The sequence below is a fragment of the Vibrio fluvialis genome (assembly GCF_900460245.1).
Taxonomy (GTDB): Bacteria; Pseudomonadota; Gammaproteobacteria; order Enterobacterales; family Vibrionaceae; genus Vibrio; species Vibrio fluvialis.
Genome location: NZ_UHIP01000001.1, coordinates 652160 through 677987 on the forward strand (window position 1 = coordinate 652160; position 25828 = coordinate 677987).

21 protein-coding genes and 17 tRNA genes are annotated in these 25828 nt (G+C 50.2%); 15 read left to right on the forward strand and 23 right to left on the reverse strand.

Features of this window, described 5'->3' with window-relative positions; all coding sequences use genetic code 11:
* The first annotated feature begins 1 nt into the window (after position 1).
* From flgH to DYA43_RS03080, 7 genes are all read left to right on the forward strand, one after another.
* Positions 2-784 carry a flagellar basal body L-ring protein FlgH gene (flgH, locus tag DYA43_RS03045; RefSeq protein WP_038129485.1) on the forward strand — a complete coding sequence of 261 codons (783 nt, stop codon included), beginning with the start codon at positions 2-4 and terminating at the stop codon, positions 782-784.
* Between the two features lie 91 nt (positions 785-875).
* Positions 876-1961 (forward strand): flagellar basal body P-ring protein FlgI, encoded by a 1086-nt coding sequence (locus DYA43_RS03050; RefSeq protein ID WP_020331729.1) that lies wholly within the window; start codon positions 876-878, stop codon positions 1959-1961.
* Positions 1962-1971: 10 nt separating this feature from the next.
* Entirely contained in the window at positions 1972-2916 is a 945-nt protein-coding gene (flgJ, locus tag DYA43_RS03055; protein WP_061056219.1) for a flagellar assembly peptidoglycan hydrolase FlgJ, read from the forward strand.
* A gap of 168 nt (positions 2917-3084) precedes the next feature.
* Positions 3085-5019: a flagellar hook-associated protein FlgK gene (gene flgK, locus DYA43_RS03060; RefSeq protein WP_061056220.1), complete on the forward strand. Its 1935-nt coding sequence runs from the start codon at positions 3085-3087 to the stop codon at positions 5017-5019.
* 13 nt (positions 5020-5032) lie between these two features.
* Complete coding sequence (gene flgL / locus DYA43_RS03065; RefSeq protein WP_061056221.1) at positions 5033-6226, forward strand: flagellar hook-associated protein FlgL; 1194 nt, start codon at positions 5033-5035, stop codon at positions 6224-6226.
* Between the two features lie 396 nt (positions 6227-6622).
* Positions 6623-7762, forward strand: coding sequence for a flagellin (locus tag DYA43_RS03075; protein ID WP_020430641.1), 1140 nt, complete (start codon positions 6623-6625; stop codon positions 7760-7762).
* A 543-nt stretch (positions 7763-8305) separates the two neighbouring features.
* Positions 8306-9439 (forward strand): flagellin, encoded by a 1134-nt coding sequence (locus tag DYA43_RS03080; RefSeq protein WP_020331735.1) that lies wholly within the window; start codon positions 8306-8308, stop codon positions 9437-9439.
* A 172-nt stretch (positions 9440-9611) separates the two neighbouring features.
* On the opposite strand, the gene DYA43_RS03085 is transcribed toward DYA43_RS03080, so the two are convergent.
* The 22 genes from DYA43_RS03085 to lolB form a co-directional block, all read right to left on the reverse strand.
* Positions 9612-9696: transfer RNA gene (locus DYA43_RS03085), tRNA-Leu, on the reverse strand.
* A 45-nt stretch (positions 9697-9741) separates the two neighbouring features.
* Positions 9742-9816: transfer RNA gene (locus DYA43_RS03090), tRNA-Gln, on the reverse strand.
* 15 nt (positions 9817-9831) lie between these two features.
* Positions 9832-9918: transfer RNA gene (locus tag DYA43_RS03095), tRNA-Leu, on the reverse strand.
* A gap of 124 nt (positions 9919-10042) precedes the next feature.
* Positions 10043-10127: transfer RNA gene (locus DYA43_RS03100), tRNA-Leu, on the reverse strand.
* A 50-nt stretch (positions 10128-10177) separates the two neighbouring features.
* A tRNA-Met gene (locus DYA43_RS03105) sits at positions 10178-10254 on the reverse strand.
* A 36-nt stretch (positions 10255-10290) separates the two neighbouring features.
* Positions 10291-10375 (reverse strand) — tRNA-Leu (locus DYA43_RS03110).
* A gap of 49 nt (positions 10376-10424) precedes the next feature.
* Positions 10425-10499, reverse strand: a tRNA-Gln gene (locus tag DYA43_RS03115).
* A 16-nt stretch (positions 10500-10515) separates the two neighbouring features.
* Positions 10516-10602 (reverse strand) — tRNA-Leu (locus DYA43_RS03120).
* A 41-nt stretch (positions 10603-10643) separates the two neighbouring features.
* Positions 10644-10718: transfer RNA gene (locus DYA43_RS03125), tRNA-Gln, on the reverse strand.
* Between the two features lie 27 nt (positions 10719-10745).
* Positions 10746-10830 (reverse strand) — tRNA-Leu (locus DYA43_RS03130).
* A gap of 28 nt (positions 10831-10858) precedes the next feature.
* Positions 10859-10943, reverse strand: a tRNA-Leu gene (locus DYA43_RS03135).
* Between the two features lie 46 nt (positions 10944-10989).
* Positions 10990-11066: transfer RNA gene (locus DYA43_RS03140), tRNA-Met, on the reverse strand.
* Between the two features lie 82 nt (positions 11067-11148).
* A tRNA-Gln gene (locus DYA43_RS03145) sits at positions 11149-11223 on the reverse strand.
* 16 nt (positions 11224-11239) lie between these two features.
* A tRNA-Leu gene (locus DYA43_RS03150) sits at positions 11240-11326 on the reverse strand.
* 41 nt (positions 11327-11367) lie between these two features.
* A tRNA-Gln gene (locus DYA43_RS03155) sits at positions 11368-11442 on the reverse strand.
* Between the two features lie 27 nt (positions 11443-11469).
* Positions 11470-11554: transfer RNA gene (locus tag DYA43_RS03160), tRNA-Leu, on the reverse strand.
* Positions 11555-11605: 51 nt separating this feature from the next.
* Positions 11606-11682, reverse strand: a tRNA-Met gene (locus tag DYA43_RS03165).
* 277 nt (positions 11683-11959) lie between these two features.
* Complete coding sequence (ychF, locus tag DYA43_RS03170; protein ID WP_020331739.1) at positions 11960-13051, reverse strand: redox-regulated ATPase YchF; 1092 nt, start codon at positions 13049-13051, stop codon at positions 11960-11962.
* 10 nt (positions 13052-13061) lie between these two features.
* The gene (pth, locus tag DYA43_RS03175; RefSeq protein WP_020331740.1) at positions 13062-13652 is read right to left on the reverse strand and encodes an aminoacyl-tRNA hydrolase; all 591 of its coding nucleotides are present in this window, start codon (positions 13650-13652) and stop codon (positions 13062-13064) included.
* 156 nt (positions 13653-13808) lie between these two features.
* On the reverse strand, positions 13809-14753 hold the full coding sequence (locus DYA43_RS03180) for a ribose-phosphate pyrophosphokinase (RefSeq protein ID WP_020331741.1): 945 nt from the start codon (positions 14751-14753) through the stop codon (positions 13809-13811).
* Positions 14754-14782: 29 nt separating this feature from the next.
* Complete coding sequence (gene ispE, locus DYA43_RS03185; RefSeq protein ID WP_061057189.1) at positions 14783-15655, reverse strand: 4-(cytidine 5'-diphospho)-2-C-methyl-D-erythritol kinase; 873 nt, start codon at positions 15653-15655, stop codon at positions 14783-14785.
* An 11-nt stretch (positions 15656-15666) separates the two neighbouring features.
* On the reverse strand, positions 15667-16281 hold the full coding sequence (gene lolB / locus DYA43_RS03190; protein WP_020331743.1) for a lipoprotein insertase outer membrane protein LolB: 615 nt from the start codon (positions 16279-16281) through the stop codon (positions 15667-15669).
* Between the two features lie 161 nt (positions 16282-16442).
* On the opposite strand from lolB, the gene hemA reads away from it, so the two are divergent.
* From hemA to ybaK, 8 genes are all read left to right on the forward strand, one after another.
* Positions 16443-17702: a glutamyl-tRNA reductase gene (gene hemA, locus DYA43_RS03195; RefSeq protein ID WP_020331744.1), complete on the forward strand. Its 1260-nt coding sequence runs from the start codon at positions 16443-16445 to the stop codon at positions 17700-17702.
* A 33-nt stretch (positions 17703-17735) separates the two neighbouring features.
* Positions 17736-18824: a peptide chain release factor 1 gene (gene prfA, locus DYA43_RS03200; RefSeq protein WP_020331745.1), complete on the forward strand. Its 1089-nt coding sequence runs from the start codon at positions 17736-17738 to the stop codon at positions 18822-18824.
* 3 nt (positions 18825-18827) lie between these two features.
* Positions 18828-19676: a peptide chain release factor N(5)-glutamine methyltransferase gene (prmC, locus tag DYA43_RS03205; RefSeq protein WP_061056222.1), complete on the forward strand. Its 849-nt coding sequence runs from the start codon at positions 18828-18830 to the stop codon at positions 19674-19676.
* 11 nt (positions 19677-19687) lie between these two features.
* On the forward strand, positions 19688-20071 hold the full coding sequence (locus tag DYA43_RS03210; protein ID WP_020331747.1) for a SirB2 family protein: 384 nt from the start codon (positions 19688-19690) through the stop codon (positions 20069-20071).
* A gap of 43 nt (positions 20072-20114) precedes the next feature.
* On the forward strand, positions 20115-20924 hold the full coding sequence (locus DYA43_RS03215) for a SirB1 family protein (protein WP_061056223.1): 810 nt from the start codon (positions 20115-20117) through the stop codon (positions 20922-20924).
* 21 nt (positions 20925-20945) lie between these two features.
* The gene (gene kdsA, locus DYA43_RS03220) at positions 20946-21797 is read left to right on the forward strand and encodes a 3-deoxy-8-phosphooctulonate synthase (protein WP_020430645.1); all 852 of its coding nucleotides are present in this window, start codon (positions 20946-20948) and stop codon (positions 21795-21797) included.
* A 350-nt stretch (positions 21798-22147) separates the two neighbouring features.
* Complete coding sequence (gene ushA / locus DYA43_RS03225) at positions 22148-23809, forward strand: bifunctional UDP-sugar hydrolase/5'-nucleotidase UshA (protein WP_020331750.1); 1662 nt, start codon at positions 22148-22150, stop codon at positions 23807-23809.
* Between the two features lie 161 nt (positions 23810-23970).
* The gene (gene ybaK, locus DYA43_RS03230; protein WP_020430646.1) at positions 23971-24450 is read left to right on the forward strand and encodes a Cys-tRNA(Pro) deacylase; all 480 of its coding nucleotides are present in this window, start codon (positions 23971-23973) and stop codon (positions 24448-24450) included.
* 56 nt (positions 24451-24506) lie between these two features.
* Here ybaK and DYA43_RS03235 read toward each other — a convergent pair whose 3' ends face one another.
* Positions 24507-25757, reverse strand: coding sequence for a uracil-xanthine permease family protein (locus DYA43_RS03235; RefSeq protein ID WP_020430647.1), 1251 nt, complete (start codon positions 25755-25757; stop codon positions 24507-24509).
* Between the last annotated feature and the right edge of the window lie 71 nt (positions 25758-25828).

The window sequence follows — 25828 nt, forward strand, 5'->3', positions numbered from 1 at the left end:
GATGAAACGTATACTCAGCCTAACTCTTATTTCACTCCTGTCGGGATGTAGTTTGCTACAAGAGCCGATTGAGACGGCCGATGTTGCCCAAGGCACAACCGTTGTCGATGCAGTGGAAGGGGATAAATCGGCAGACAGCAGCACTACCGGCTTAGTTGATACCCTGCGTAACCGTACGGATCCGGTTGCCGGTGATCCCGCCTGGGCACCGATTCATCCTAAAGAAAAGCCAGAGCACTACGCGGCAGAAACCGGCTCGTTGTTCAACCTATCGCGTGCTAACAGCTTGTATGATGATTCCAAACCCCGTGGCATTGGCGACATCATAACCGTGACGTTGAATGAAAGTACCAAAGCGGCCAAAAGTGCCGATGCGGATCTGAAAAAGAAAAATGACGCGTCAATGGATCCGCTCAGTGTCGGCGGCAAAGAACTCAACGTCGGTGAATACAATTTTTCCTACGCGCTGAAAAATGACAACAAGTTCTCAGGCAGTGCGCAGGCCAACCAGAGTAACAGCTTGTCGGGCTCCATCACCGTTGAAGTGATCGAGATTTTAGCCAACGGTAACCTGGTGATTCGCGGGGAAAAATGGCTGAGTCTGAACACTGGTGACGAGTACATTCGCCTGAGCGGCACGATTCGCCCGGATGATATCGACTTCGATAACACCATTGCGTCGAACCGCATTTCCAATGCCCGAATTCAGTATTCTGGCACCGGAACCAACCAAGATATGCAAGAACCTGGATTCTTGGCACGATTTTTTAATGTCTCTTTGTAAATCGCACCCGATGGTCGAAGTTTTGACAGCATAAGTATCGATGGGGCCTGATTTGGCCCCATTGTTTTTTACACGAGACAGGTAATCCACAATGAAAAGACTCACTTTGTTATTGATGATGCTGGTCGCCGCCTCCGCTCAGGCTGCGCGCATCAAAGATGTTGCTCAAGTAGCAGGTGTGCGCAGTAACCAACTTGTGGGCTATGGTCTGGTCACAGGTTTGCCGGGCACAGGTGAGTCAACACCTTTTACCGATCAAAGCTTTAACGCCATGCTGCAAAGTTTCGGCATCCAATTGCCGCAGGGCACCAAACCAAAAACGAAAAACGTTGCCGCGGTTATCGTAACCGCAGACTTACCTGCCTTTTCTAAACAAGGTCAGACGGTGGACGTCACGGTGTCGTCGATCGGTTCTGCCAAGAGCCTGCGTGGTGGTACGCTGATGCAAACCTTCCTGAAAGGTTTGGATGGTCAGGTGTACGCGGTGGCTCAGGGGAATCTTGTGGTGAGCGGCTTCAGCGCGAGCGGCGCAGACGGCTCAAAAATTGTCGGCAATAACCCAACCGTTGGCATGATCTCTGCCGGTGCGATTGTTGAACGTGAAGTACCAACGCCGTTTGGTCGTGGTGACTTCATTACCTTCAACCTGCTGGAATCAGATTTCACCACTGCGCAGCGCATGGCTGATGCGGTCAATGGGTTCCTGGGGCCGCAAATGGCTTCGGCGGTTGATGCGACGTCTGTTCGTGTGCGTGCGCCGCGTGATGTGGGCCAGCGCGTGGCATTCCTGTCAGCGATTGAAAACCTGGAGTTTGACCCAGCGGAAGGTTCAGCCAAAATCATCGTCAATTCGCGTACTGGCACGATTGTCGTAGGACAACACGTACGTCTGAAACCAGCAGCCGTGACTCATGGCGGCATGACGGTGGCGATCAAAGAGAATCTGAATGTCAGCCAGCCAAATGCGTTTTCTGGCGGTCAGACGGCGATCGTGCCGGATTCCACCATCGAAGTGACCGAGAAAAAGGGCAAGATGTTCAAACTGGAACCAGGCGTGACACTGGATGATCTGGTTCGTGCGGTGAATGAAGTGGGCGCCGCTCCTTCTGATTTGATGGCGATTCTGCAAGCGTTGAAGCAAGCGGGTGCCATTGAAGGCCAACTGATCATCATTTAAGGAGCGCAGCATGGTTAACAATCCTAACGACATTGGCTTCATTCACGATATTGCCAGCTTAGATACGCTGCGTAAGCAGGCCGTTACCGGTGATGAAAAATCGGAAAAAGAAGCGCTGACAGCCGCGGCGCGTCAGTTCGAAGCGATTTTTACCACCATGATGCTGAAGTCGATGCGTGATGCGAACTCCAGCTTCAAGTCCGACATGTTCAACAGCCAAAACGAAGATTTTTACCGTCAGATGCTGGACGAGCAGATGACCAGCCAACTCAGCGCGTCAGGTTCACTGGGGCTGGCGGATATGATTGTGGCGCAATTGTCGACGGCGGAGAAATCCAACACGACGGGCGAAGACAATTTCCAGGAAGCGATGCGCCGTGTGGAACACTCCCGTGAGATGGCGGAAAATCAACCGGCAAGCGACCCGGCAACGGAGGCGGCAAGTGTTACGGCTGGCGAAGAGAATGCACCTGCAGCGAAAGGTTCTTTTGATTCGCCGCAGTCTTTCGTGGCGTCCTTGAAGCCGTTCGCTGATAAAGCGGCAAAAGCGCTAGGCGTCGATTCCACGCTGCTGCTGGCTCAGGCGGCACTGGAAACAGGCTGGGGCCAGAAAGTGGTGAAAAACGCCCGTGGTAGCAGCAACAATCTGTTTAACATCAAGGCCGACCGCAGCTGGCACGGTGCCAAAGTGGCCACTCAAACACTGGAATATCAGGATCAGACTCCGGTGATGGAAAAAGCCGCATTCCGTTCTTATTCCAATTATCAGGACAGCTTTAACGACTATGTACGTTTCCTGGCCAATAATCCGCGTTACACCACGGCCCTGCGCCATGGTGGCAGCGATGAAGATTTCATTCGCGGCATTCATCAGGCGGGTTATGCGACCGATCCGCAGTACGCCGACAAGGTGCTGCGCGTGAAAGCGCAAATCGAACAGATGGACGAGTTATAATCACTGCCTCAGCCGGTTATCTTGCCGGCTGATGACTTTCTTCTCTCTTCAGATAACTTCCTTATTTTTCCTTATCTTAGCACCCCAATATTTGCTTGGCATACATATTGCTTCATTGAGTCTAGGTGCCGGTTTATACCGGTGGTTTTCTAGGTTTTTGGGGGCATTATGGCGTCTGATCTTCTGAATGTTGGTGCGCAAAGCGTACTTACGGCTCAGAGACAACTCAACACCACTGGTCATAACATTTCTAATGTTAATACAGAGGGTTACAGCCGTCAGTCTGTGATCCAAGGGACCAATATGCCTCGCCAGTACGGTGGGGAAACCTACGGTATGGGCGTGCATGTGGAAAATGTTCGCCGCTCTTGGGATCAGTTTGCCGTTAAAGAGCTGAACCTTGCCACCACCGACCATTCGTTTAAGCGCGACGACGAGGAAAACCTCGATATGCTGTCCAAGCTACTGTCGTCGGTGGCCTCGAAAAAAATCCCTGAAAACCTCAATGAATGGTTCGACTCGGTGAAAACACTGGCGGATTCGCCGAATGATGTGGGCGCGCGCAAAGTAGTGTTAGAAAAAGCCGGGCTGATCAGTCAGAACATGAACGATTTCCACGAGACGGTGCGTCGCCAGTTTGATGTGACTAACAAAGGTCTTGATGTGGGCATTGAACGCATCAACCAATTGGCAGTGGAAATTCGTGACTTGCAGCGTTTAATGATGCGCACTCCAGGCCCACACAACGATTTGATGGACCAGCACGAAAAGCTGGTGGCCGAGCTGTCTCAATACACCAAAGTGACCGTGACTCCGCGTAAAAATGCGGAAGGTTTTAACGTACACATTGGTAACGGCCACACGCTGGTCTCTGGCACCGAAGCCAGCCAACTGAAAATGATTGATGGTTATCCGGACATTCATCAGCGCCGCTTGGCGATGGTGGAGGGGAAGGGTATCAAACCGATTACGGCTCGCGACATCGGCGGCAAAATCGGCGCGCTGATGGATATGCGTGACAAGCACATACCCGGTCTGCTGGATGAAATTGGTCGCCTGGCCACATCATTTTCCTTTGAAGTGAACAAGTTGCAGCATCAGGGCCTCGATCTGCGCGGCGACATTGGCTCGGATATTTTTACCGATGTGAACTCTGATGTGGTCGCGCGTTCACGTGTGGTGACCTCGAGTAACTCTGAAGCGGATTTGGCGGTTTATATCCAAGATATCAGCCAGTTAAAAGGTGGCGAGTATTCACTGACCTACAACGGCGACGACTACATCATGACGATGCCGAATGGCGAACAGAGTAAAGTCGCTGTTGAGCGTGGTCATATCGATATCGATGGCATGCGAATTCAAATCAACAATGAACCGAAGACCGGTGAACGCGTGATTATTTGTCCGACCCGTAACGGAGCGGCAACCATGCGTATGGCTATCGACGATGCGTCAAAAATTGCCGCTCAGAGTTATGAGGCGTCCACTGCGTTTGCTCAAGGCTCGGCCAAGTTCAACATCGACCAGGCGGGCGATGTGAAAGAGTTTGAGGCCTACGTGGTGCAGGTTAAAGGCAGCGACGGCAACCCGACGGGTGAAATGCAGGTTCGTGTGCAGGATAAAACGGGCAAGGTATTGGTCACTCAGCCTTACACGTTTGAAGATAATCAGGAAGAGCTGACGCTGACCATTCCTAAGCAGAACAGTGACGGTAAAGAGACCATTTTCTCGCTGTCACGTGGTGCAATTGCCGATGACAAGTTCACGGCAAACCTTGTCCCATCCGACGGTGACAACGGCAACCTGCGCAAGATGATCAACGTCCAGAGCGATAAGAATGTCGATGGCAAGAAATCGACCATCATCGATCTTTACCACAACCTGAATACTGATTTCGGTTTGAAACTCTCCACCGCTTCTCGCTTATCAGATGTCGCGCGTCTGGAAAAAGAGTCGGCAGAATCACGCATTGCTTCGGTTTCCGGGGTCAACCTCGACGAAGAAGCGGCCAACATGATGAAGTTTCAACAAGCTTATATGGCGTCGTCACGCATTATTCAGGCGGCAAACGACACCTTCAACACCATTTTGGCACTGAAATAGGGGAGGCAGATAAATGTTTAATCGTATTTCCAGCTTCCACAACTATCAGGCCGTGCAGAATGATCTGCGCCGTCAGGAATCGAAAATTCATCACAACCAGGCGCAACTGGCGTCAGGTAAGAAATTGCTGTCAGCGGCGGATAACCCGCTGGCGACGCACTACATTCAGAATGTTTCTCAGCAGGAAGAGCAACTGCGTCAGTATATGGACGCGATTGTACTGGTGCGTAACCGTCTGGAACATCAGGAGGTGATCGTCTCTAACGCGGAAGATTTTACCGACAAGGCAAAACGTAACGTGATGGAAATGATCAACGGCTCGTTGTCACCGGAGGACCGAGGCGCCCGTGCGCGTGAACTGGAAGAGATCGCCAACAACTTTCTCAACCTGGCTAACGTGCAGGATGAGTCTGGCAACTATATTTTTGCCGGTACCAAGCCAACCACACAGCCGTTCTTTCGCGACAATGCCGGCAACGTTTCGTATGGCGGCGATGATTACCAGCGCAAGATGAAAATTTCCAATAGCCTTGAGATCCCGTTCAACACGCCGGGCAGCAAGCTGTTTATGGAAATTGAAAACCCGTTTGGGGATTATGCGCCGGACTATCAATTGCAGGAAGGCTCTGAGCTGCTGCTGGAGAAAGCCAACAACAGCAATCCTGATGATAACGGCAAATACAAAGTCACCTTTGTCGATATGACCAATGGTAAGTACGGCTATCAGCTGGAACGCAACGGCAAAGTGGTGGCCGCAGATGAATTCAATCCGAAAACCGGCATTCAATATGAAGACTTGACCATCCACGTTAAAGGACAGCTGACTGCAGGCGATACGATTTCCTTAACGCCGCGTAAGTCGTTCAGTGTGTTCGACACCTTCAAAGATGCGATTAAGTTTTCTAAAGCTTCCGTCTCGGACGCCTCGGCAACGGCCAAGTTGCAACAAATGACAGAAGAGTTCCATACCGCCTTTATTCACATGAACAAAGGGCGCACGGATATCGGTGCTCGTCTGAGTACGCTCGATATTCAGGAAGAACAGCACGAAGATTTCAAAATCAGTCTGGCCAAATCGAAAAGCCAGTTTGAAGATCTGGACTATGCCGAAGCAGTGATTGAGTTCAACGAGAACTCGCGCGCACTGCAGGCATCCCAGCAAGCGTTTGGTAAAACCAAAGATTTAACTCTGTTTAACTACATCTAACCTTCAACGCCTTATGTGCCATGCCATATGTGCGAAGGGAGTTGTTGTTGAATGGAAATTAGCCTGATTGAGGCGGCATTTTAACCGCTTTATCTGACAGGCTGAGCGGCAAAAACGCGGCAAATGCCGATTGCCGCTGATATTTTCTCTGTTGATTATGATGTTCAAGAGAAAAAATGAGCAAGCTAACTTATTGATAATTATTGGCTTAAAGCTTTGTGTGATTATTTTTTGAAAGTTGGCACATTAATTGAATTGATAATATCAGAGTTGATACAACCAGTTTTAAATACGCCAGGTGGCGTGTTTAGCAAGTTATTCACGGTCAGTGCTTCCAAGAGAGAGTAAAGCTGACCGCTTCGCAAAAAGCTTGCGAACTCGATAGGAGAGCAAACTATGACCATTAACGTAAATACCAACGTGTCGGCAATGACCGCTCAGCGTTATCTGAATAAGGCATCTAACGAGCTGAACACCTCGATGGAACGCCTGTCTTCAGGTAACCGCATTAACAGTGCGAAAGATGATGCGGCTGGCCTTCAGATCTCTAACCGTCTGACAGCGCAATCTCGCGGTCTTGATGTCGCAATGCGTAACGCCAACGATGGTATTTCGATTGCGCAGACTGCCGAAGGGGCGATGAACGAATCGACCAGCATTCTGCAACGTATGCGTGACTTGTCGCTGCAGTCAGCGAACGGCACTAACTCAACGTCAGAGCGTAAAGCGCTGAATGAAGAGGTGACGGCGCTGCAAGACGAACTGAACCGTATCGCAGAAACCACGTCGTTTGGTGGTCGTAAATTGCTTAACGGTTCGTTTGGCGAAGCCTCATTCCAGATCGGTGCGAGTTCTGGTGAAGCAATCATCATGGGCCTGACCAGCATTCGCGCGGATGATAACCGCATGGGTGGTATGTCTTACCTATCTGAACAGGGCAAAGATAAAAACTGGGGTGTGCCGGACAATGCGCGCGACCTGAAGTTTGAATTCACGGGTAAAGACGGTGAACCCGTGTCGCTGAACATCAACGCGAAAGCGGGTGATGACATCGAAGAGCTGGCAACCTACATCAATGGTCAGACCGACATCTTTAAGGCGTCTGTCGATCAGGATGGCAAACTGCAGATTTTCGTTGCACAGCCACAACTGGCGGAAGACCTGAGCATCTCGGGTGGTCTGGCCTCTCAGCTGGGTCTGAGTACCGACAACGGTAAATACACCACCGTTCAGGATATCGACGTTACAACCGTCGGTGGTTCACAAAACGCAGTGGGCATCATTGATGCAGCATTGAAATACGTGGACTCACAGCGTGCGGATCTGGGCGCGAAGCAAAACCGTCTGAGCCACAGTATCAGTAACCTGGCGAACATCCAGGAAAACGTGGAATCATCGAAGAGCCGTATCAAAGATACTGACTTTGCGAAAGAAACCACTCAGCTTACCAAAGCACAAATTCTGCAACAGGCAGGTACCTCGATTCTTGCCCAAGCGAAACAGTTGCCAAACTCTGCAATTTCACTATTGCAGTAGTCCTGGGGTGCTTCATTAATAAGCTCAGACGTGAGTGTGTAATGAAGCTGCCTTGGCAAAGTATGATGATTGGTTGTTAAAAAGCTCTCTCAAACTAACCCTGCTTTTTGATATCTGATGGTCATACTCATATGGTCAGCCACTTGTGTTCATTTCTCGTGATCTCCACATTGGCGATGGCTACTACCCTAGCCCCGGTTCTCTCAAAGGAAAGGGGCTTTTCTTTTGTCTGCTATTTACCCGCACATCCTATTTCTCCGCTGAACCCGTGTCGCCGGCTTACATTTTTATATGCACTTTGCTGCACCGACAGGCTGCGCTAATTCTTTAGTACTTTTTCCGCCTTTTATAGGGTTTTGGGGCTCCACTCTCAGTTTTCATTGCTATTGGCTATTTTTTGATAAAAAACCATTTTTTCTCTAAAGGAATTTCTCGCTAAGTCGTTAATAGAGATAACTTTGAGAGAACTACTTGGTTTTCCGAGACGTCGGAAGCCGTTCGTGAAGTTCCGCTACGTCTGAAAATCAAATAGGAGACACCATTATGGCGGTTAATGTAAATACTAACGTGTCAGCAATGACAGCCCAACGTTACCTGAACAGTGCTACCAGCGCGCAACAATCGTCGATGGAACGCCTATCTTCGGGTTATCGAATCAACAGCGCAAAAGATGATGCAGCAGGCCTGCAGATTTCTAACCGACTGAATGTTCAAAGTCGTGGTTTGGATGTCGCTGTACGCAACGCAAATGATGGTATCTCCATCGCCCAGACAGCTGAAGGTGCGATGAACGAAACCACCAATATTCTGCAGCGTATGCGTGACCTTTCTCTGCAATCGTCTAACGGTTCAAACTCAAAATCTGAACGTGTTGCGATTCAGGAAGAAGTCACTGCACTGAATGATGAACTGAACCGCATCGCGGAAACGACCTCATTTGGTGGTAATAAGCTGCTGAACGGCACGTTTGCAACCAAATCCTTCCAGATCGGTGCGGATAACGGTGAAGCGGTCATGCTGAGCCTGAACAACATGCGCAGCGATAACCGCATGATGGGCGGTACCAGCTACAAAGCGGAAAATGCAAAAGACAAAGACTGGAGTGTGCAGTCGGGTGCCAATGACCTGACGATTACGTTGAATGATAAGTTTGGCGGTGAGAAAACGATTGAAATCAATGCGAAAGCAGGGGATGACATCGAAGAGCTGGCCACTTACATCAATGGTCAGACTGACATGGTGAAAGCCTCGGTTGATGAAGACGGTAAGCTGCAACTATTCACCGACAACAACAAGGTAGATGGCAATGCTTCGTTTGGCGGTAGCCTGGCGGGTGAGCTAGGGATGCAGGAAGGCAAGGGCATCACGGTGGATACTATTGATGTGACCAGTGTGGGCGGTGCGCAACAATCGGTTGCTGTGGTCGACGCTGCGCTCAAGTTTGTGGATAGCCACCGTGCGGAACTGGGGGCATTCCAGAACCGCTTTAATCATGCGATCAACAACTTAGACAACATCAACGAAAACGTGAATGCATCTAAGAGCCGTATCAAAGACACCGACTTTGCCAAAGAAACGACGGCATTGACGAAGTCTCAGATCCTGGGTCAGGCATCCAGTTCAGTATTGGCACAAGCGAAACAAGCGCCTCAGGCGGCATTGGCTCTGCTTGGTTAATACAACACAAATACAACGTTAAGTGTAAAAATCCAGCTTCGGCTGGATTTTTTTATGCGTCTGATCGTAACTGTTTGTTTTGCAGATTAAGTCGAGGGAATGAGAATACGATTAGCGTGAGAAACAAAAGGGCAGATAAAACAAAACCCAGCCGAAGCTGGGTTTGTCTGTATGGTGCGGAAGAAGAGACTTGAACTCTTACACCTTGCGGCGCCAGAACCTAAATCTGGTGCGTCTACCAATTTCGCCACTTCCGCATTTTTGTAGATAATCCGACTTGGTATATCGAATCATCGTTGTAATGGCAGGTCTACCTGGATTCGAACCAGGGAATGGCGGCATCAAAAGCCGCTGCCTTACCGCTTGGCGATAGACCTACAAGATACTGAATTTGGTGCGGAGGGAGGGACTTGAACCCTCACGTCCTAACGGACACTAGCACCTGAAGCTAGCGCGTCTACCAATTCCGCCACCACCGCAAATTCAGTAATAACTCTTTTAAGCTATCTATAGTGACAAGCCTTGCTGGATTATAACCAGAACTTTTTGGATTGTCATACAGCTTTTTGATAACGCTGAAAAATTTTCAGCTTATCATCAATATGGTGCGGAAGAAGAGACTTGAACTCTTACACCTTGCGGCGCCAGAACCTAAATCTGGTGCGTCTACCAATTTCGCCACTTCCGCATTTTTCCTAAAAACTCTTTCATGTTGCCATGAGAAAAGTACTTAGGAAATGGTGGCTACGACGGGATTCGAACCTGTGACCCCATCATTATGAGTGATGTGCTCTAACCAGCTGAGCTACGTAGCCATTTCTATTCTTCAGTTTAATCAACTAGGGAATAGATGGTGCGGAAGGAGAGACTTGAACTCTCACACCTTGCGGCGCCAGAACCTAAATCTGGTGCGTCTACCAATTTCGCCACTTCCGCATCATATTTTTTAGATAACCCGACTTGGTATATCGAATCATCGTTGTAATGGCAGGTCTACCTGGATTCGAACCAGGGAATGGCGGCATCAAAAGCCGCTGCCTTACCGCTTGGCGATAGACCTACAAATATACTGAATTTGGTGCGGAGGGAGGGACTTGAACCCTCACGTCCTAACGGACACTAGCACCTGAAGCTAGCGCGTCTACCAATTCCGCCACCACCGCAAATTCAGTATGTGTCTGATAACCTCAGACAAGGTGTAATATGGCAGGTCTACCTGGATTCGAACCAGGGAATGGCGGCATCAAAAGCCGCTGCCTTACCGCTTGGCGATAGACCTACAGCGATAACTTTCGTTATCTGAATATGGTGCGGAAGAAGAGACTTGAACTCTTACACCTTGCGGCGCCAGAACCTAAATCTGGTGCGTCTACCAATTTCGCCACTTCCGCAGAAACAGTTTTTAGAATATCGGGATGATGGTGCGGAAGGAGAGACTTGAACTCTCACACCTTACGGCGCCAGAACCTAAATCTGGTGCGTCTACCAATTTCGCCACTTCCGCGTCCCGGTATTCAGAGTCGCAACTTAAGTTGTTAACTCGAAATAAATGGTGGCTACGACGGGATTCGAACCTGTGACCCCATCATTATGAGTGATGTGCTCTAACCAGCTGAGCTACGTAGCCATCTTTTCAGAGCGAGAAACTATAATACAATCTCGTCTGTAGTTCCAATAGTTTTTACATCGTATTGAAACTTAAAGAATTATGGCAGGTCTACCTGGATTCGAACCAGGGAATGGCGGCATCAAAAGCCGCTGCCTTACCGCTTGGCGATAGACCTACAAATATACTGAATTTGGTGCGGAGGGAGGGACTTGAACCCTCACGTCCTAACGGACACTAGCACCTGAAGCTAGCGCGTCTACCAATTCCGCCACCACCGCAAATTCAGTATGTGTCTGATAACCTCAGACAAGGTGTAATATGGCAGGTCTACCTGGATTCGAACCAGGGAATGGCGGCATCAAAAGCCGCTGCCTTACCGCTTGGCGATAGACCTACAGCGATAACTTTCGTTATCTGAATATGGTGCGGAAGGAGAGACTTGAACTCTCACACCTTGCGGCGCCAGAACCTAAATCTGGTGCGTCTACCAATTTCGCCACTTCCGCATTATTTCCTAAAGACTTTGTCATGTTGCCATGCGAAAAGTACTTAGGAAATGGTGGCTACGACGGGATTCGAACCTGTGACCCCATCATTATGAGTGATGTGCTCTAACCAGCTGAGCTACGTAGCCAACAATTTTGTCCTTGGCTTTAAGTTGCCTTATCGCTGAGAACGGAGCGCATTATGCGGATATGGTTCAGGAGCGTCAATAGTTTTTTTGAATAAATTCCCTGAAACTGACTGTTCGGGTTTTTTTTAAACAAAGAGGCGTGTTTGTGATCAAAAACTGCTACCAAAACAACAGATTCATTACCTTTATCTGTGCCTGATTTTTCAGATTTCCTCGCGCCAGAAACAACAAAAGCCAACCCTTTGGTTGGCTTTTGAGCAATCGTATTTTCGGGCGCTTATACGTTGAAACGGAAGTGGATTACGTCGCCATCTTTTACGATGTAATCTTTACCTTCAAGACGCCATTTACCGGCTTCTTTCGCGCCACTTTCACCATTGAACTGAATGTAATCGTCATAGCCGATTACTTCGGCACGAATAAAGCCGCGTTCGAAGTCTGTGTGGATCTTTCCTGCAGACTGAGGAGCGGTGGCGCCGATAGGAATGGTCCAAGCGCGCACTTCTTTTACACCTGCGGTGAAGTAAGTTTGCAGGTTAAGCAGATCGTAACCTGAGCGGATCACACGGTTCAGACCTGGTTCTTCGATCCCGAGATCAGCCAGGAACTCATCGCGCTCGTCTTCTTCAAGTTCAGACAGCTCAGATTCAATCGCCGCACATACTGGAACAACCACATTGTTCTCTTGGGCTGCGAACTCACGCACCGCATCCAGATATGGGTTGTCTTCAAAACCATCTTCTGCCACGTTTGCAATATACATCGTTGGCTTCAGAGTCAGGAAGTTCAGGTAACCAACGGCTGCCAGCTCTTCTTTAGACAGCGCAACGGTACGTGCAGAACCACCTTCAGTCAGAACTGGCAGCAGTTTTTCTAGCACGGTCAGTTCGAATTTCGCGTCTTTGTCGCCACCTTTTGCACGCTTGGCTTGACGCTGAATGGCGCGTTCACAGCTGTCAAGGTCAGCCATTGCCAGTTCCAGGTTGATCACTTCGATGTCTTCGATAGGAGATACTTTACCTGCTACGTGCACGATGTTTTCGTTTTCAAAACAGCGTACAACGTGACCAATCGCGTCAGTTTCGCGAATGTTTGCCAGGAATTTGTTACCCAAGCCTTCACCTTTTGACGCGCCGGCTACCAGGCCTGCGATGTCTACGAATTCCATGGTGGTTGGCAGAACACGTTCAGGATTTACGATTTTTGCCAGCGCATCCAGACGCAGATCCGGTACTGGTACCACACCAGTGTTTGGTTCGATAGTACAAAACGGGAAGTTTGCCGCTTCGATACCTGCTTTAGTGAGTGCATTAAAAAGTGTTGATTTACCAACGTTTGGAAGACCAACGATGCCACATTTAAAACCCATGACTGTAACCTTATTCAGCTTTGAACGTGTGTAAGCGGTTTTGCGCTTTGGTGAGGCCATCTTTAATTAAAATGTCGAGGCAGCGAACGGATTCATCCACCACGGCATCCAGACACTCCTGCTCTTTGGCGGGAGCTTTGCCTAACACATAGCCTGCTACTTTATCTTTGTGTCCCGGATGGCCAATGCCAATCCGCAGACGGTAAAATTCTTTGTTGTTGCCCAGTTTGCTAATGGTGTCTTTCAACCCATTGTGACCACCATGGCCGCCACCTTTTTTAAACTTAGCAACGCCCGGAGGCAGATCCAGCTCATCATGAGCGACCATAATCTCTTCGGGGTTGATCTGATAAAACTTTGCCAGGGCGGCAATGGCTTTACCGGATAAATTCATAAACGTAGTGGGGATCAGCAAACGCAGATCTTCGCCGTTGACCATAATACGACCGGTTAAACCAAAGAACTTCGGCTCATTTTTCAGCACCACGTTGTGAATGCGAGCCAGTTCTTCCACGACCCATGCGCCGGCATTGTGTCGTGTATTGGCGTATTCCGGCCCCGGATTGGCCAGACCGACAAGTAATTTAATTGGTTGACTCAAGGCTAGGATCCCTTCGGAAACGAAAAAGCGCGGTATGATAGCACAGAAAAGACGCGCGGGGCGATACTCTGCTTTTTCTCATGCGCTGAGAAATAAAAAGCGCCTCATCCGAAGATGAAGCGCCCAATTCAGAAGAGGAAATCTGAGCGAAGCTTATTAGTTAAACATCGCTGAGATAGATTCTTCGTTGCTGATACGACGAATCGCTTCAGCCAGCATGGTAGACAGAGTCAGTTGAGTTACTTTGCCTGTTGCTGCCATCTCTTTTGACAGAGTGATAGAGTCAGTCACGATCACTTGGTCAAGCACAGAGTTTTTGATGTTTTTTGCAGCGTTGCCTGAGAATACCGCGTGAGTTGCGTAAGCAAAGACACGTTTTGCTCCTCGCTCTTTCAGTGCTTCAGCCGCTTTACACAGCGTACCACCAGTGTCGATCATGTCGTCAACGATCACACAGTCGCGACCTTCAACATCACCGATCAGGTTCATCACTTCAGACACGTTAGCACGTGGACGACGTTTGTCGACGATAGCGATGTCGATGTCACCCAGCGCTTTTGCCGTTGCACGTGCACGAACAACACCACCCAGATCCGGAGAAACCACCACTGGATCTTCCAGGCTGCGTGCTTTCATGTCTTCCAGCAGAACTGGAGTACCGAAAATGTTATCTACTGGTACGTCGAAGAAGCCTTGGATTTGCTCTGCGTGCAGGTCGATAGTGAGAACGCGGTCAACGCCGACGTTAGAAAGGAAATCTGCAACAACTTTTGCAGTAATTGGCACACGGGCTGAACGCACACGGCGATCTTGACGAGCATAACCAAAGTAAGGGATTACAGCAGTAATACGGCCTGCTGAAGCACGGCGCATTGCATCAATCATTACCACCAACTCCATCAGGTTGTCGTTGGTTGGTGCACAAGTTGATTGAATAATGAATACATCGCTACCACGAACATTTTCATTGATTTGTACTGCGACTTCGCCGTCAGAGAAACGGGAAACAGTCGCATCACCAAGAGAAATGTAGAGACGTTCAGCAATACGTTGGGCTAGTTCGGGTGTGGCGTTACCAGCAAATAGCTTCATATCAGGCACGGTGGAAACCTCAGGGTTGCGTCCAGTTTTTAAATAGATTGGGTGTGGGCCGATTGGTAATCAGCCAGCGTCTCTTTCAGCGGTGAAACATTGCGCCCAAGGGCAATAAACGCAGAGACGTTGTCAGGGAGTTCGGCAAGGACAGCTTCCGCTTCTTTCTTGCTCAAAAATTCAGCAAAAACGCAAGATCCCGTCCCGGTCAATCTTGACGGCGCGTATTGTAGCAGCCATGAAAGTTGCTTATCAACCTCTGGGTAAAGCATTCGGACAATTTTTTCGCAATCGTTTTCGTAACAAGTGTCAAGAAGCGTTGCCAGATCTCGCTTCACTGTGTTTCTTGTCAGTTGTGGATGATTGAAGATATCTTTGGTCGCGATCGAAACGTCCGGACGCAAGACTAAGTACCATTTCTCCTGCACTTCAACAGGAGAGAGTTGTTCACCGACGCCTTCAGCAAACGCGGCAAAACCACGCACAAACACGGGAACGTCTGCGCCAAGCGCGAGACCGATTTGTGCCAGTTCATCATCACTCAGGTGGGTTTGCCACAAGAAGTTGAGCGCAACCAGCACCGTGGCAGCATTGGATGAACCGCCGCCAATACCCCCGCCCATCGGCAGCACTTTATTGAGTTCAATCTTTGCACCGAAAGAACAACGGCTGGCGCGTTGCAGCGCGGTGGCGGCTTTCCAGATTAAATTCTCCTCGGTTTTTACGCCCGGCAGTTCCGGTGTCAGTTCGATTTCACCACTGGTGTTGGCCGTGATCGTCAGCGTATCGCCATGATTGAGAAACTGAAACAGGGTTTGCAGCTCGTGGTAACCATCGGTGCGGCGGCCAGTGATGTAGAGGAAAAGATTGAGCTTGGCTGGCGAAGGCCAGCTTGTCGGCGTATTAAGTATCGGGCCTGAAATCATGGCGTCAGTGTCCATTTTGAGATCACGAGGTTAATTGAAGTCTGGTTTTGAGTCAGTTTGAGCTTGTCCGGCAATGGCAGGTTAGATTGCTGCCACGGGTATTCACGATAGCGGGCGTAATCAACATGCCAACTGTAGCTGCCAGCGTGTTTATCTAACGTTGCCAGCGTATTGTTGGCATTCAAGGCGTAGTTGTCAGCCTGAGACGGCAGACCGAGGATCCAGTCCTGCAGCAGATCAACCGGAATATCAAGCCCGGTCAGCTGGCGTACCAGAAGCTGAGCGCTTGGAGCGGTGAACACTTGCTCATCATAGGTTTCCACTCGCGCGCCCTGCGGTGAAATGGTCAGATTGAGTACTGTCTGGCCAAGGAAATTGGTCAGGCGCAGCTGGCTGTTCTCGGCTGATTTTTGCCACTGGAAATTGAGGGACTGGCGCTGCTCCGGGGAGATATAACCGAGTTTGCCAACCAATTTAAACTGCGCAATGCTGGTCAGGCGCGCCTGGTGGGATTGCCACTTCACATCGGCGATGGGTTCCGGCACGCTGCTACAGCCAAATAGGGTCATCAGCAGCGCAACGATCAGGTAAATACGTGGCTTAAGCGTCATAAAATGCTCGTTATTTATCCAGTCAAAACGGTCAAACGGCCTTCACTATATCATTGATATCACGAACTCGGGAAAACAAATCCCGTTGACCCTTTCAATAAACAGGGTCATCAAGTAAAATTCTGCGCCTAGTCCATTTCTTACCAGAGAACCCTCGATAGATGTCCTTGCTTGCTATTGGAATCAATCACAATACGGCTTCGGTTGAATTGCGAGAAAAAGTTGCTTTTGGCCCAGACAAGTTGTCTGAAGCTCTGGGGCAGCTGTCTGACAGTTCATTCGTCAACGGGAGCGTGATCCTGTCGACGTGTAACCGGACCGAGATCTACTGTGATGTGAAATCTTCGTGCAAGAATAAAGTGATCGAATGGTTGTCTCAGTTTCATCAGGTCAGTGCCGAAGATCTTAAACCCAGCCTTTATGTACATGAAGAGCAGGCGGCCATTCGCCACCTGATGCGTGTGTCGTGCGGCCTGGATTCTCTGGTGCTGGGCGAACCGCAGATTCTGGGCCAGGTCAAACAGGCGTATGCTGACTCGCGGGAAAGCCGTGCCGTTGACTCCTCAATGGAAAAGTTATTCCAAAAAGCGTTTTCTGTTGCCAAACGTGTCCGTACTGAAACGGAGATTGGTGGCAGCGCAGTGTCGGTGGCCTATGCCGCCTGCACACTGGCAAAACACATTTTCGAATCACTTTCCGATGCCACTGTCATGCTGGTTGGTGCCGGAGAAACCATCGAATTGGTGGCCAAACATCTGGCAGGGCACAACTGCAAACGTATGATCGTGGCTAACCGCACTCGTGAGCGGGCCATGAATCTCGCGCAGCAGTTTGATGCGGAAGTGATTGCCCTCAACGAAATTCCCGACTATCTGGCATACGCCGATATTGTGATCAGTTCAACCGCCAGTCCGCTGCCGATCATCGGCAAAGGTATGGTGGAAACCGCCCTTAAAGCGCGTCGTTACCAGCCTATGTTGCTGGTCGATATTGCCGTACCGCGTGATATCGAATCCCAGGTCGGTGATTTGAACGATGCTTATCTCTATTCGGTGGATGATTTGCAGTCTATCGTTGATAGTAATATTGAGCAGCGTAAGGTCGAAGCGATTCAGGCCGAAGCGATTGTCAGCGAAGAGAGCGCGGCATTCATGACCTGGATGCGTTCGCTGCAAGCGGTCGACAGTATTCGTGACTACCGTAAAGCGGCCAATGAAATCCGTGAAGATTTGCTGAGTAAGAGTTTACAAGCGTTAGCGGCAGGCGGCGATGCGGAAAAGCTGCTGATTGAACTGAGCAACAAACTGACCAACAAACTGATCCACACTCCGACGCGCGCGCTACAAACCGCCGCGGAGCAGGGCGAGCCAGCTAAACTGGCCATTATCAGACAAAGTCTGGGTCTTGATGACCCACAATAAACATCTACTCCTTATTCGTTTAAAGAAGAAACTATGAAAGCGTCGATTTTAGTAAAGCTTGAATCCCTGGTTGAGCGTTATGAAGAGGTTCAACATCTGCTGGGCGATCCAGCGGTTATCGGTGATCAGGACAAGTTCCGTGCTCTGTCAAAAGAGTACTCACAGCTTGAGGAGATCACTCACTGTTTTCAGGCTTACCAGCAAGCGCAGGAAGATCTGATTGCAGCTGAAGAGATGGCCAAAGAAGACGACGCAGAAATGCGCGAAATGGCGCAAGAAGAAATCAAACTGGCTAAAGCCGCGATTGAGCGCTTGAGCGATGAGCTACAAATTCTGCTGCTGCCCAAAGATCCGAACGATGACCGCAACTGTTTCCTCGAAATCCGCGCTGGTGCGGGCGGCGATGAAGCGGGCATCTTCGCTGGTGACCTGTTCCGTATGTACAGCCGTTTTGCAGAAAAACGCGGTTGGCGCATCGAAGTTATGTCGTCGAACGAAGCGGAACACGGCGGCTATAAAGAAATGATCGCAAAAGTGAACGGCGACGGCGCGTACGGTATTTTGAAATTTGAATCTGGTGGCCACCGTGTGCAACGTGTTCCGGCGACGGAATCTCAAGGCCGCGTACACACGTCAGCGTGTACTGTTGCAGTGATGGCAGAAGTGCCAGAAGCAGAAATTCCGGAAATCCGTACGGCGGATCTGAAAATTGACACATTCCGCTCTTCAGGTGCGGGTGGTCAGCACGTTAACACCACCGATTCTGCGATTCGTATTACCCACTTACCAACCGGTATTGTCGTTGAGTGTCAGGACGAACGTTCACAGCACAAAAACAAGGCCAAGGCGATGTCGGTACTGGCAGCGCGTATTGCTCAGGCGGAAGAGGCGAAGCGTGCGGCGGAAATTTCTGATACTCGTCGTAACTTGTTGGGTTCGGGCGATCGCAGTGACCGCATTCGTACTTACAACTACCCGCAAGGCCGCGTGTCTGATCACCGCATCAACCTGACGGTTTACCGTTTGAGCGAAGTGATGGAAGGCGATCTGCAATCGTTGGTGGATCCTGTCATTCAAGAGCACCAGGCTGACCTGTTGGCTGCTCTGGCTGAGCAAAACTGATCGATGTCTTTGACCATAGAAGCCGCCCTTAAGGCGGCGACTTTGCAATTGACGCAAAGCGGCAGCGACTCGCCGTCATTGGATGCCGCGGTGCTGCTTTGCCACGCACTGGATAAACCGCGTTCCTATTTGCTCACCTGGCCAGACAAAGTGCTCGACGCGCCAATTCAGGCGATGTTTGATGCTTTGCTGCAGCGCCGGATCACCGGTGAGCCAGTCGCCTACATTATCGGTGAGCGTGAATTCTGGTCTCTGCCACTGAAAGTTTCGCCGTCTACCCTGATCCCTCGTCCTGACACTGAACGTTTGGTGGAAGTGGCGCTGGAAAAAGCGCAGACACTTGAAGGCGATATTCTCGATTTAGGCACTGGCACGGGCGCGATTGCGTTGGCGCTGGCGTCAGAGTTGCCTCACCGCCGCGTGGTGGGCATCGACCTGCGTGATGAAGCGCGGCAACTGGCTACTGACAATGCTAACCGTTTGCACATAACCAACGTCACGTTTTTGCAGGGCAGTTGGTTTGAACCCTTATCACGCGGTACAAAGTTTGCTTTGATAGTCTCCAACCCGCCTTATATCGAAGAAAACGATCCGCATCTGGTGCAGGGCGATGTTCGCTTTGAGCCGAAAACTGCGCTGGTTGCGGCTGACAACGGTTTAGCCGACATCAAACACATCAGCGACGCTGGCCGAGATTACTTACAAAACGGCGGCTGGCTGGCGTTTGAGCATGGCTACGATCAAGGTGCCAGCGTGAGAACCATCATGCAGGCACTGGGCTATCAGCAGGTGGTCACCGAGCAGGATTATGCCGGTAACGATCGCGTTACGCTGGGCCAATATAACTACTAACGAGGAAGACAATGTACGAAGGATTAAAACATTTTCATTTGCTGACGATCGGCCTGAGCGCTCTGCTGCTGTCGGTGCGTTACGTTCTGATGATGATGGACTCAGAGTTACGCCAACACAAATTCCTGAAAGTGTTTCCTCATATTGTGGACACCTTCCTGCTGCTATCCGGTATCGGCCTGATCTTTGTGACGGGTTTTGTGCCGTTTACCGCTGCTGCGCCATGGATGACGGACAAACTGACCAGCGTACTGGCTTACATCGCACTGGGCTTCTTTGCGCTGAAACTGGGTCGCAACAAACTGCTGCGCACGTTTGCCTTCTTTGGGGCGCTGGGCTGGCTGGCGATTGCCGGCAAGATTGCCGTAACGAAAGTACCGATGTTCTTTGGCTAAGCGGATAGCCTGTTTTAATGAAATTCACAGATAGAGTTGTGTGATGCTGGATTTGTTTGATGAAGATTTTGATGCGATGGAGCTGGTGGATGGTGCTCTTGCGCTGAATAAGGCCATCAATCCTGATACCCGGGTCGGCTGGGCACGCATCGAGCTGAAACGATTACTGGATGACGCGGAGCTGACTCTGGTTAACGAACGTGACGAGAAGCAGCGTTTTGAATCGTTTCTGCGCCTGTTCTATTTTGAGTGGGGTTTTAGTGGTGACCGCGAAGCGTACTACGAATCCCACAATGCGTTTATTGATAAAGTACTGGAGCGTCGAAAAGGCATTCCGGTCAGCCTGGGCGCGCTGCTGCTCTATTTCGGTCGCCAACTGGGCTTTCCGCTGCAAGGTATTACCTTTCCGACTCAGTTCCTGCTGGAGCTAAGCTGGCCGGGCGAAACGCCGCTTTATATTAACCCGTTTTCCGGGGAGTACGTTTCCCGCCATACTTTGCAGGCGTGGTTGATTGGCCACAAAGGGCCGCTGACCAAACTCAAAGCGGAGCATTTGAAGCCCGCCGATCACCCGACCATTATTGGTCGTTGGCTTGCGCTGGTGAAAAGTGCCCTGCTGCGCGAAGAGCGCTATACTCTGGCACTGAGATGTACCGATCTGGCACTGACGTTTGTTCCGGATGACCCGTACGAAATTCGCGACCGTGGCTTTATCTACCAGCAACTGGAGTGCCACCAGATCGCGCTGACGGATTATCAGTATTTTATTGATCAGTGTCCGGACGATCCGGCAGCAAAATTATTGAAAACTCAACTCAATGCACTCAGTCACAATCATGTGACCTTGCATTAATCACAACGAAGAGAAAAGAGAATGGAACAGAAAATTGTTCACGTCGGTGATATTCCGGTAGCCAACGACAAGCCGTTTACCCTGTTTGCAGGCATGAACGTGCTGGAATCCCGCGATATGGCGATGCGTATTTGTGAGCACTACGTTCAGGTGACGGACAAATTGGGCATTCCTTATGTATTCAAAGCTTCGTTTGATAAAGCGAACCGCAGTTCGGTGCACTCTTACCGTGGTCCAGGTCTGGAAGAAGGCATGAAAATCTTTCAGGAACTGAAAGATACCTTCGGCGTAAAAATCATCACTGACGTACACACCGAAGCACAGGCCCAACCGGTTGCGGACGTGGTGGACGTGATTCAACTGCCAGCTTTTCTGGCGCGTCAAACGGATCTGGTGGAAGCGATGGCGAAAACCGGCGCGGTGATCAACGTGAAGAAACCTCAGTTTATGAGCCCGGGTCAGGTTGGCAACATCGTGGAAAAATTCGCAGAGTGTGGCAACGAGAAAGTGATTCTGTGTGAACGCGGTTCTTGCCACGGCTATGACAACCTGGTTGTCGATATGCTGGGTTTTGGCGTGATGAAAAAAGCGTCCAACGGCAGCCCAATTATTTTTGACGTGACGCACTCACTGCAAATGCGTGACCCATCGGGCGCAGCTTCAGGCGGTCGCCGTGAGCAAACTGTTGAACTGGCGAAAGCGGGCCTGGCAACGGGTATTGCGGGTCTGTTTATTGAAGCGCATCCAAATCCGGATCAGGCGAAATGTGACGGTCCGTCAGCGCTGCCACTGGATAAACTGGAGCCATTCCTGGCACAGATGAAAGCGCTGGACGATCTGGTGAAAAGCTTCGCGCCAATCGACATTCGCTAACGGAATGAGAAAAACCGCCTTCGGGCGGTTTTTTTGTGCCTGTTATTCGGCTTGTTGAGTAAACGCTTGCGTGCTCGTTTTTGCCGCTTGTGCGCAGACAATTGGCGAAAATTCCTTCATCTTCACATTGCCAGCCACTTTTTGTCGATAATCTAACGCATTAAGTGTGGCTGTTTATAGTGATGAGTTTCACATAGTTATGAAACCAAGCTGTCACATCATCAAGCTTACTTTAAATTAGTTCATGTTTTATCAGTCGGTTGGCGCTGGGTGTACGCTCCAAGTGCACGCCAGCTGACTACAATTTGAATAGAAAAGCAGTGGACCCCCATCAGTTGAAAGGTATGACAATGAAACAAGGCTTACTCCTGAAATCCGTGTTAAGTGCAGCGATTATTGCGTCGCTGGCTGGTTGTGCTTCGCAGCCAGCGCATGAATGGCAACAAGACAAAACGTACAAATTGACCATTCTGCATACCAATGACCATCATGGACGCTTCTGGCAAAATAACTACGGTGAATACGGCATGGCTGCGCGTAAGACCCTGATTGACCAGATTCGTGCCGATGTTGAAGCGCAAGGCGGCAGTGTGCTGCTGCTGTCGGGCGGTGACATCAACACTGGTGTACCAGAATCTGACCTGCAGGATGCAGAGCCTGATTTTAAAGGTATGAGCCAGATTGGCTACGACGCGATGGCGATCGGTAACCATGAATTCGATAACCCGCTTGAAGTCCTGTTTAAGCAGGAAGAGTGGGCAAACTTCCCTATGCTGTCGGCTAACATTTACGACAAGGCGACGGGCAAACGCCTGTTCCAGCCTTATCACATTTTCGACAAGCAGGGCATCAAGATTGCGGTTATCGGTCTGACGACGGAAGACACCGCTAAGATTGGCAACCCGGAATACATCGGTGGCATCGATTTCCGCGATCCAAAAGCGGAAGCGAAAAAAGTGATCGAAGAGCTTAAAGATAACGAGCATCCGGATCTGATCATCGCCGTAACGCACATGGGGCACTACCAAAATGGCGAACACGGCATCAATGCGCCGGGCGACGTAGCACTGGCGCGCTTCCTGCCTGCGGGTGAACTGGATATGATCGTTGGCGGTCACTCGCAAGAGCCGGTCTGTATGGAAGGCCCGAACCTGGTGAAGAAAAACTTCGTTCCGGGTGACGAGTGTAAACCGGACATTCAAAACGGGACTTACATCGTTCAGGCATACGAGTGGGGTAAATACGTGGGCCGTGCCGATTACGAATTCCGTAACGGTGAACTGAATATGGTGAGTTACAACCTGATCCCGGTTAACCTGAAGAAAAAAGTGAAGGTCAATGGTGAAAGCAAGCGCGTATTTGCAACGTCTGAAATCAAAGAAGACCAAGCGATGCTCGAGTTCCTGCGCCCATATCAGGAAAAAGGTTCGGCTCAGCTGAATGTCAAGATTGCAGAAACCAACGGTAAGCTGGAAGGCGACCGCGATGTGGTGCGTTTCCAACAAACCAATCTGGGCCGAATGATCGCGATGGCGCACATGCAACGCGCTAAAGCGGATTTTGCCATCATGAACTCAGGCGGCGTGCGTGATTCCATTCCTGCTGGTGATGTGACCTACAAAGACGTGTTGAAAGTACAGCCATTTGGCAACATCGTGAGCTATGTGGACATGACGGGCCAGGAAGTGATGGACTACCTTAATGTGGTGGCAACCAAGCCAGTGGACTCTGGTGCTTATGCACAATTTGCCGGCATCACAATGACGGTGGCAGAAGGCAAAGTGTCGAATGTGTTCATCGGTGGCAAACAGCTGCGTCTGGATGAGAACTACCGCTTCACTGTGCCAAGCTTCAACGCTGCGGGCGGTGACGGTTATCCGAAAATCACTGATCACCCGGGTTTTGTGAACACAGGTTTCGTGGACGCGGAAGTGCTGAAAGATTACCTGGAAGCGAACAGCCCGGTTGATGTTAACCGCTTCGCACCAGCAGGCGAGATTGTTTATAAGTAACGAAAACGTTTTGCTATCAGGAAAGCGTTGACTCAACTCGTTGAATCCCTTTAACTAACAGGCGATGTGCTTTGGCGCATCGCCTGTTTTTTATCTCATTGGTACGAATCACTATAGGCCCGGATGGGCTTATCCTGATTGGTATAAAGGACCGATTCACCATGACTCCAGCGATTAATCTTGCGAAGAAAAAGAAAGTTTCTCACACCATTCACCAGTACGAGCACGACCCCAACCACAGCAGTTACGGTTTAGAAGCCGCGCAGGCATTGGGACAGGATCCTAAAACAGTATTCAAAACACTGCTGTTTTGTCTCAATGGTGAGGAGAAGAATCTGGCTGTCGCGGTGATTCCGGTGGAGCAGAAACTGAATTTAAAACTCGCGGCCAAAGCGGCAAAAGCGAAAAAGGCCGATATGGCGAATCCGGACATTGCTCAGAAGACAACGGGTTATGTGGTGGGAGGCATCAGCCCTCTCGGACAAAAGAAAGCGTTGCCGACCTTCATTCACATCAGCGCAGAGGCCCTGCCAACTATGTGTGTCAGCGCGGGTAAACGCGGGCTGGAAATTGAGTTAGCGCCAAAGGATTTGGCCTTATTGACCCGCGCACAGTTTGTCGACCTGTGTCAGGACGCTTAAGCGTGTGACATAAAAAAACGGCCTCAGATGAGGCCGTTCTTGTATTCAGGAAGCGATCAGTTCTGACCTTCTTCCATTTGTGCATTATCAACAATGTGGTTTTCGCCCAAGTCATGTGGCAGAACCAGGTTCAGGATAATCGCGATAATACCGCACAGGCTCACGCCTTGCAGACTGAACTCACCGATACCGAAAGCCATACCGCCGATACCAAACACCAGCGTCACTGCAACAATCACCAGGTTACGTGATTTGTGCAGATCCACGTGGTTTTTGATCAGCGTGTTCAGGCCCACTGTGGCAATAGAACCGAACAGCAGAATCATGATGCCGCCCATAACCGGAACCGGAATGGTTTGCAGCAGCGCGCCCAGTTTACCCACCAGCGCCAGAACAATGGCTGTCACGGCTGCCCAGGTCATGATGGCTGGGTTGAAGGCTTTGGTCAGCATCACAGCGCCAGTGACTTCACTGTAGGTCGTGTTTGGTGGCGCGCCAAGGAAAGTGGCTGCCATCGTTGCCACCCCGTCACCCGCGATAGTGCGGTGCAGACCAGGTTTCTTGATGTAGTCTTTGCCGGTGACGTTAGAGATAGCCAGCATATCGCCTACGTGTTCAACCGCCGGTGCAATCGCAACCGGGATCATGAACAGAATGGCGTTAATGTTAAATTCAGGGAAAGTAAAGTTTGGCAGTGCAAACCACGCGGCTTGTTGAACTGGCGCAAAGCTGACCACACCGAAGTACAGAGACAGTGCGTAACCCGCCGCGATACCACCACAAATTGGCAGCAGTTTGAAGAAACCTTTTGCAAACACGCTGATGACAATCGTCACCAGCAGCGATACGCATGAAATCCACAATGCCGCATCACCGTTGACCAGTTGTACCGAGCCGTCGCCGGTTTTACCCAGTGCCATGTTGACCGCAGCAGGAGCCAGACCCAGACCGATCACCATAATCACCGGACCCACAACCACAGGTGGCAGCAACTTGTGGATGATCTCCACACCACGCACTTTAATCACCACACCCAGAATGATGTAGACCGCACCAGCTGCCATCAGGCCGCCCATGGTTGCAGCAATACCCCAAGCTTGGATACCGTACATAATAGGAGCGATGAAAGCGAAAGAAGAAGCAAGAAAGATTGGAACGGAGCGGCGAGTAATGATTTGGAAGAGGAGGGTGCCGATACCAGCACCGAAAAGTGCAACGTTAGGATCAAGACCGGTTAACAACGGTACAAGAACCAGAGCACCAAATGCGACAAATAGCATCTGTGCGCCTTGAATGGCATTTTTCATTGTATTTTCCCTGATACTGAACAAAATTCGCGGGATTCTATCACTTTTGCAATCGATTGCCATTTAAACTG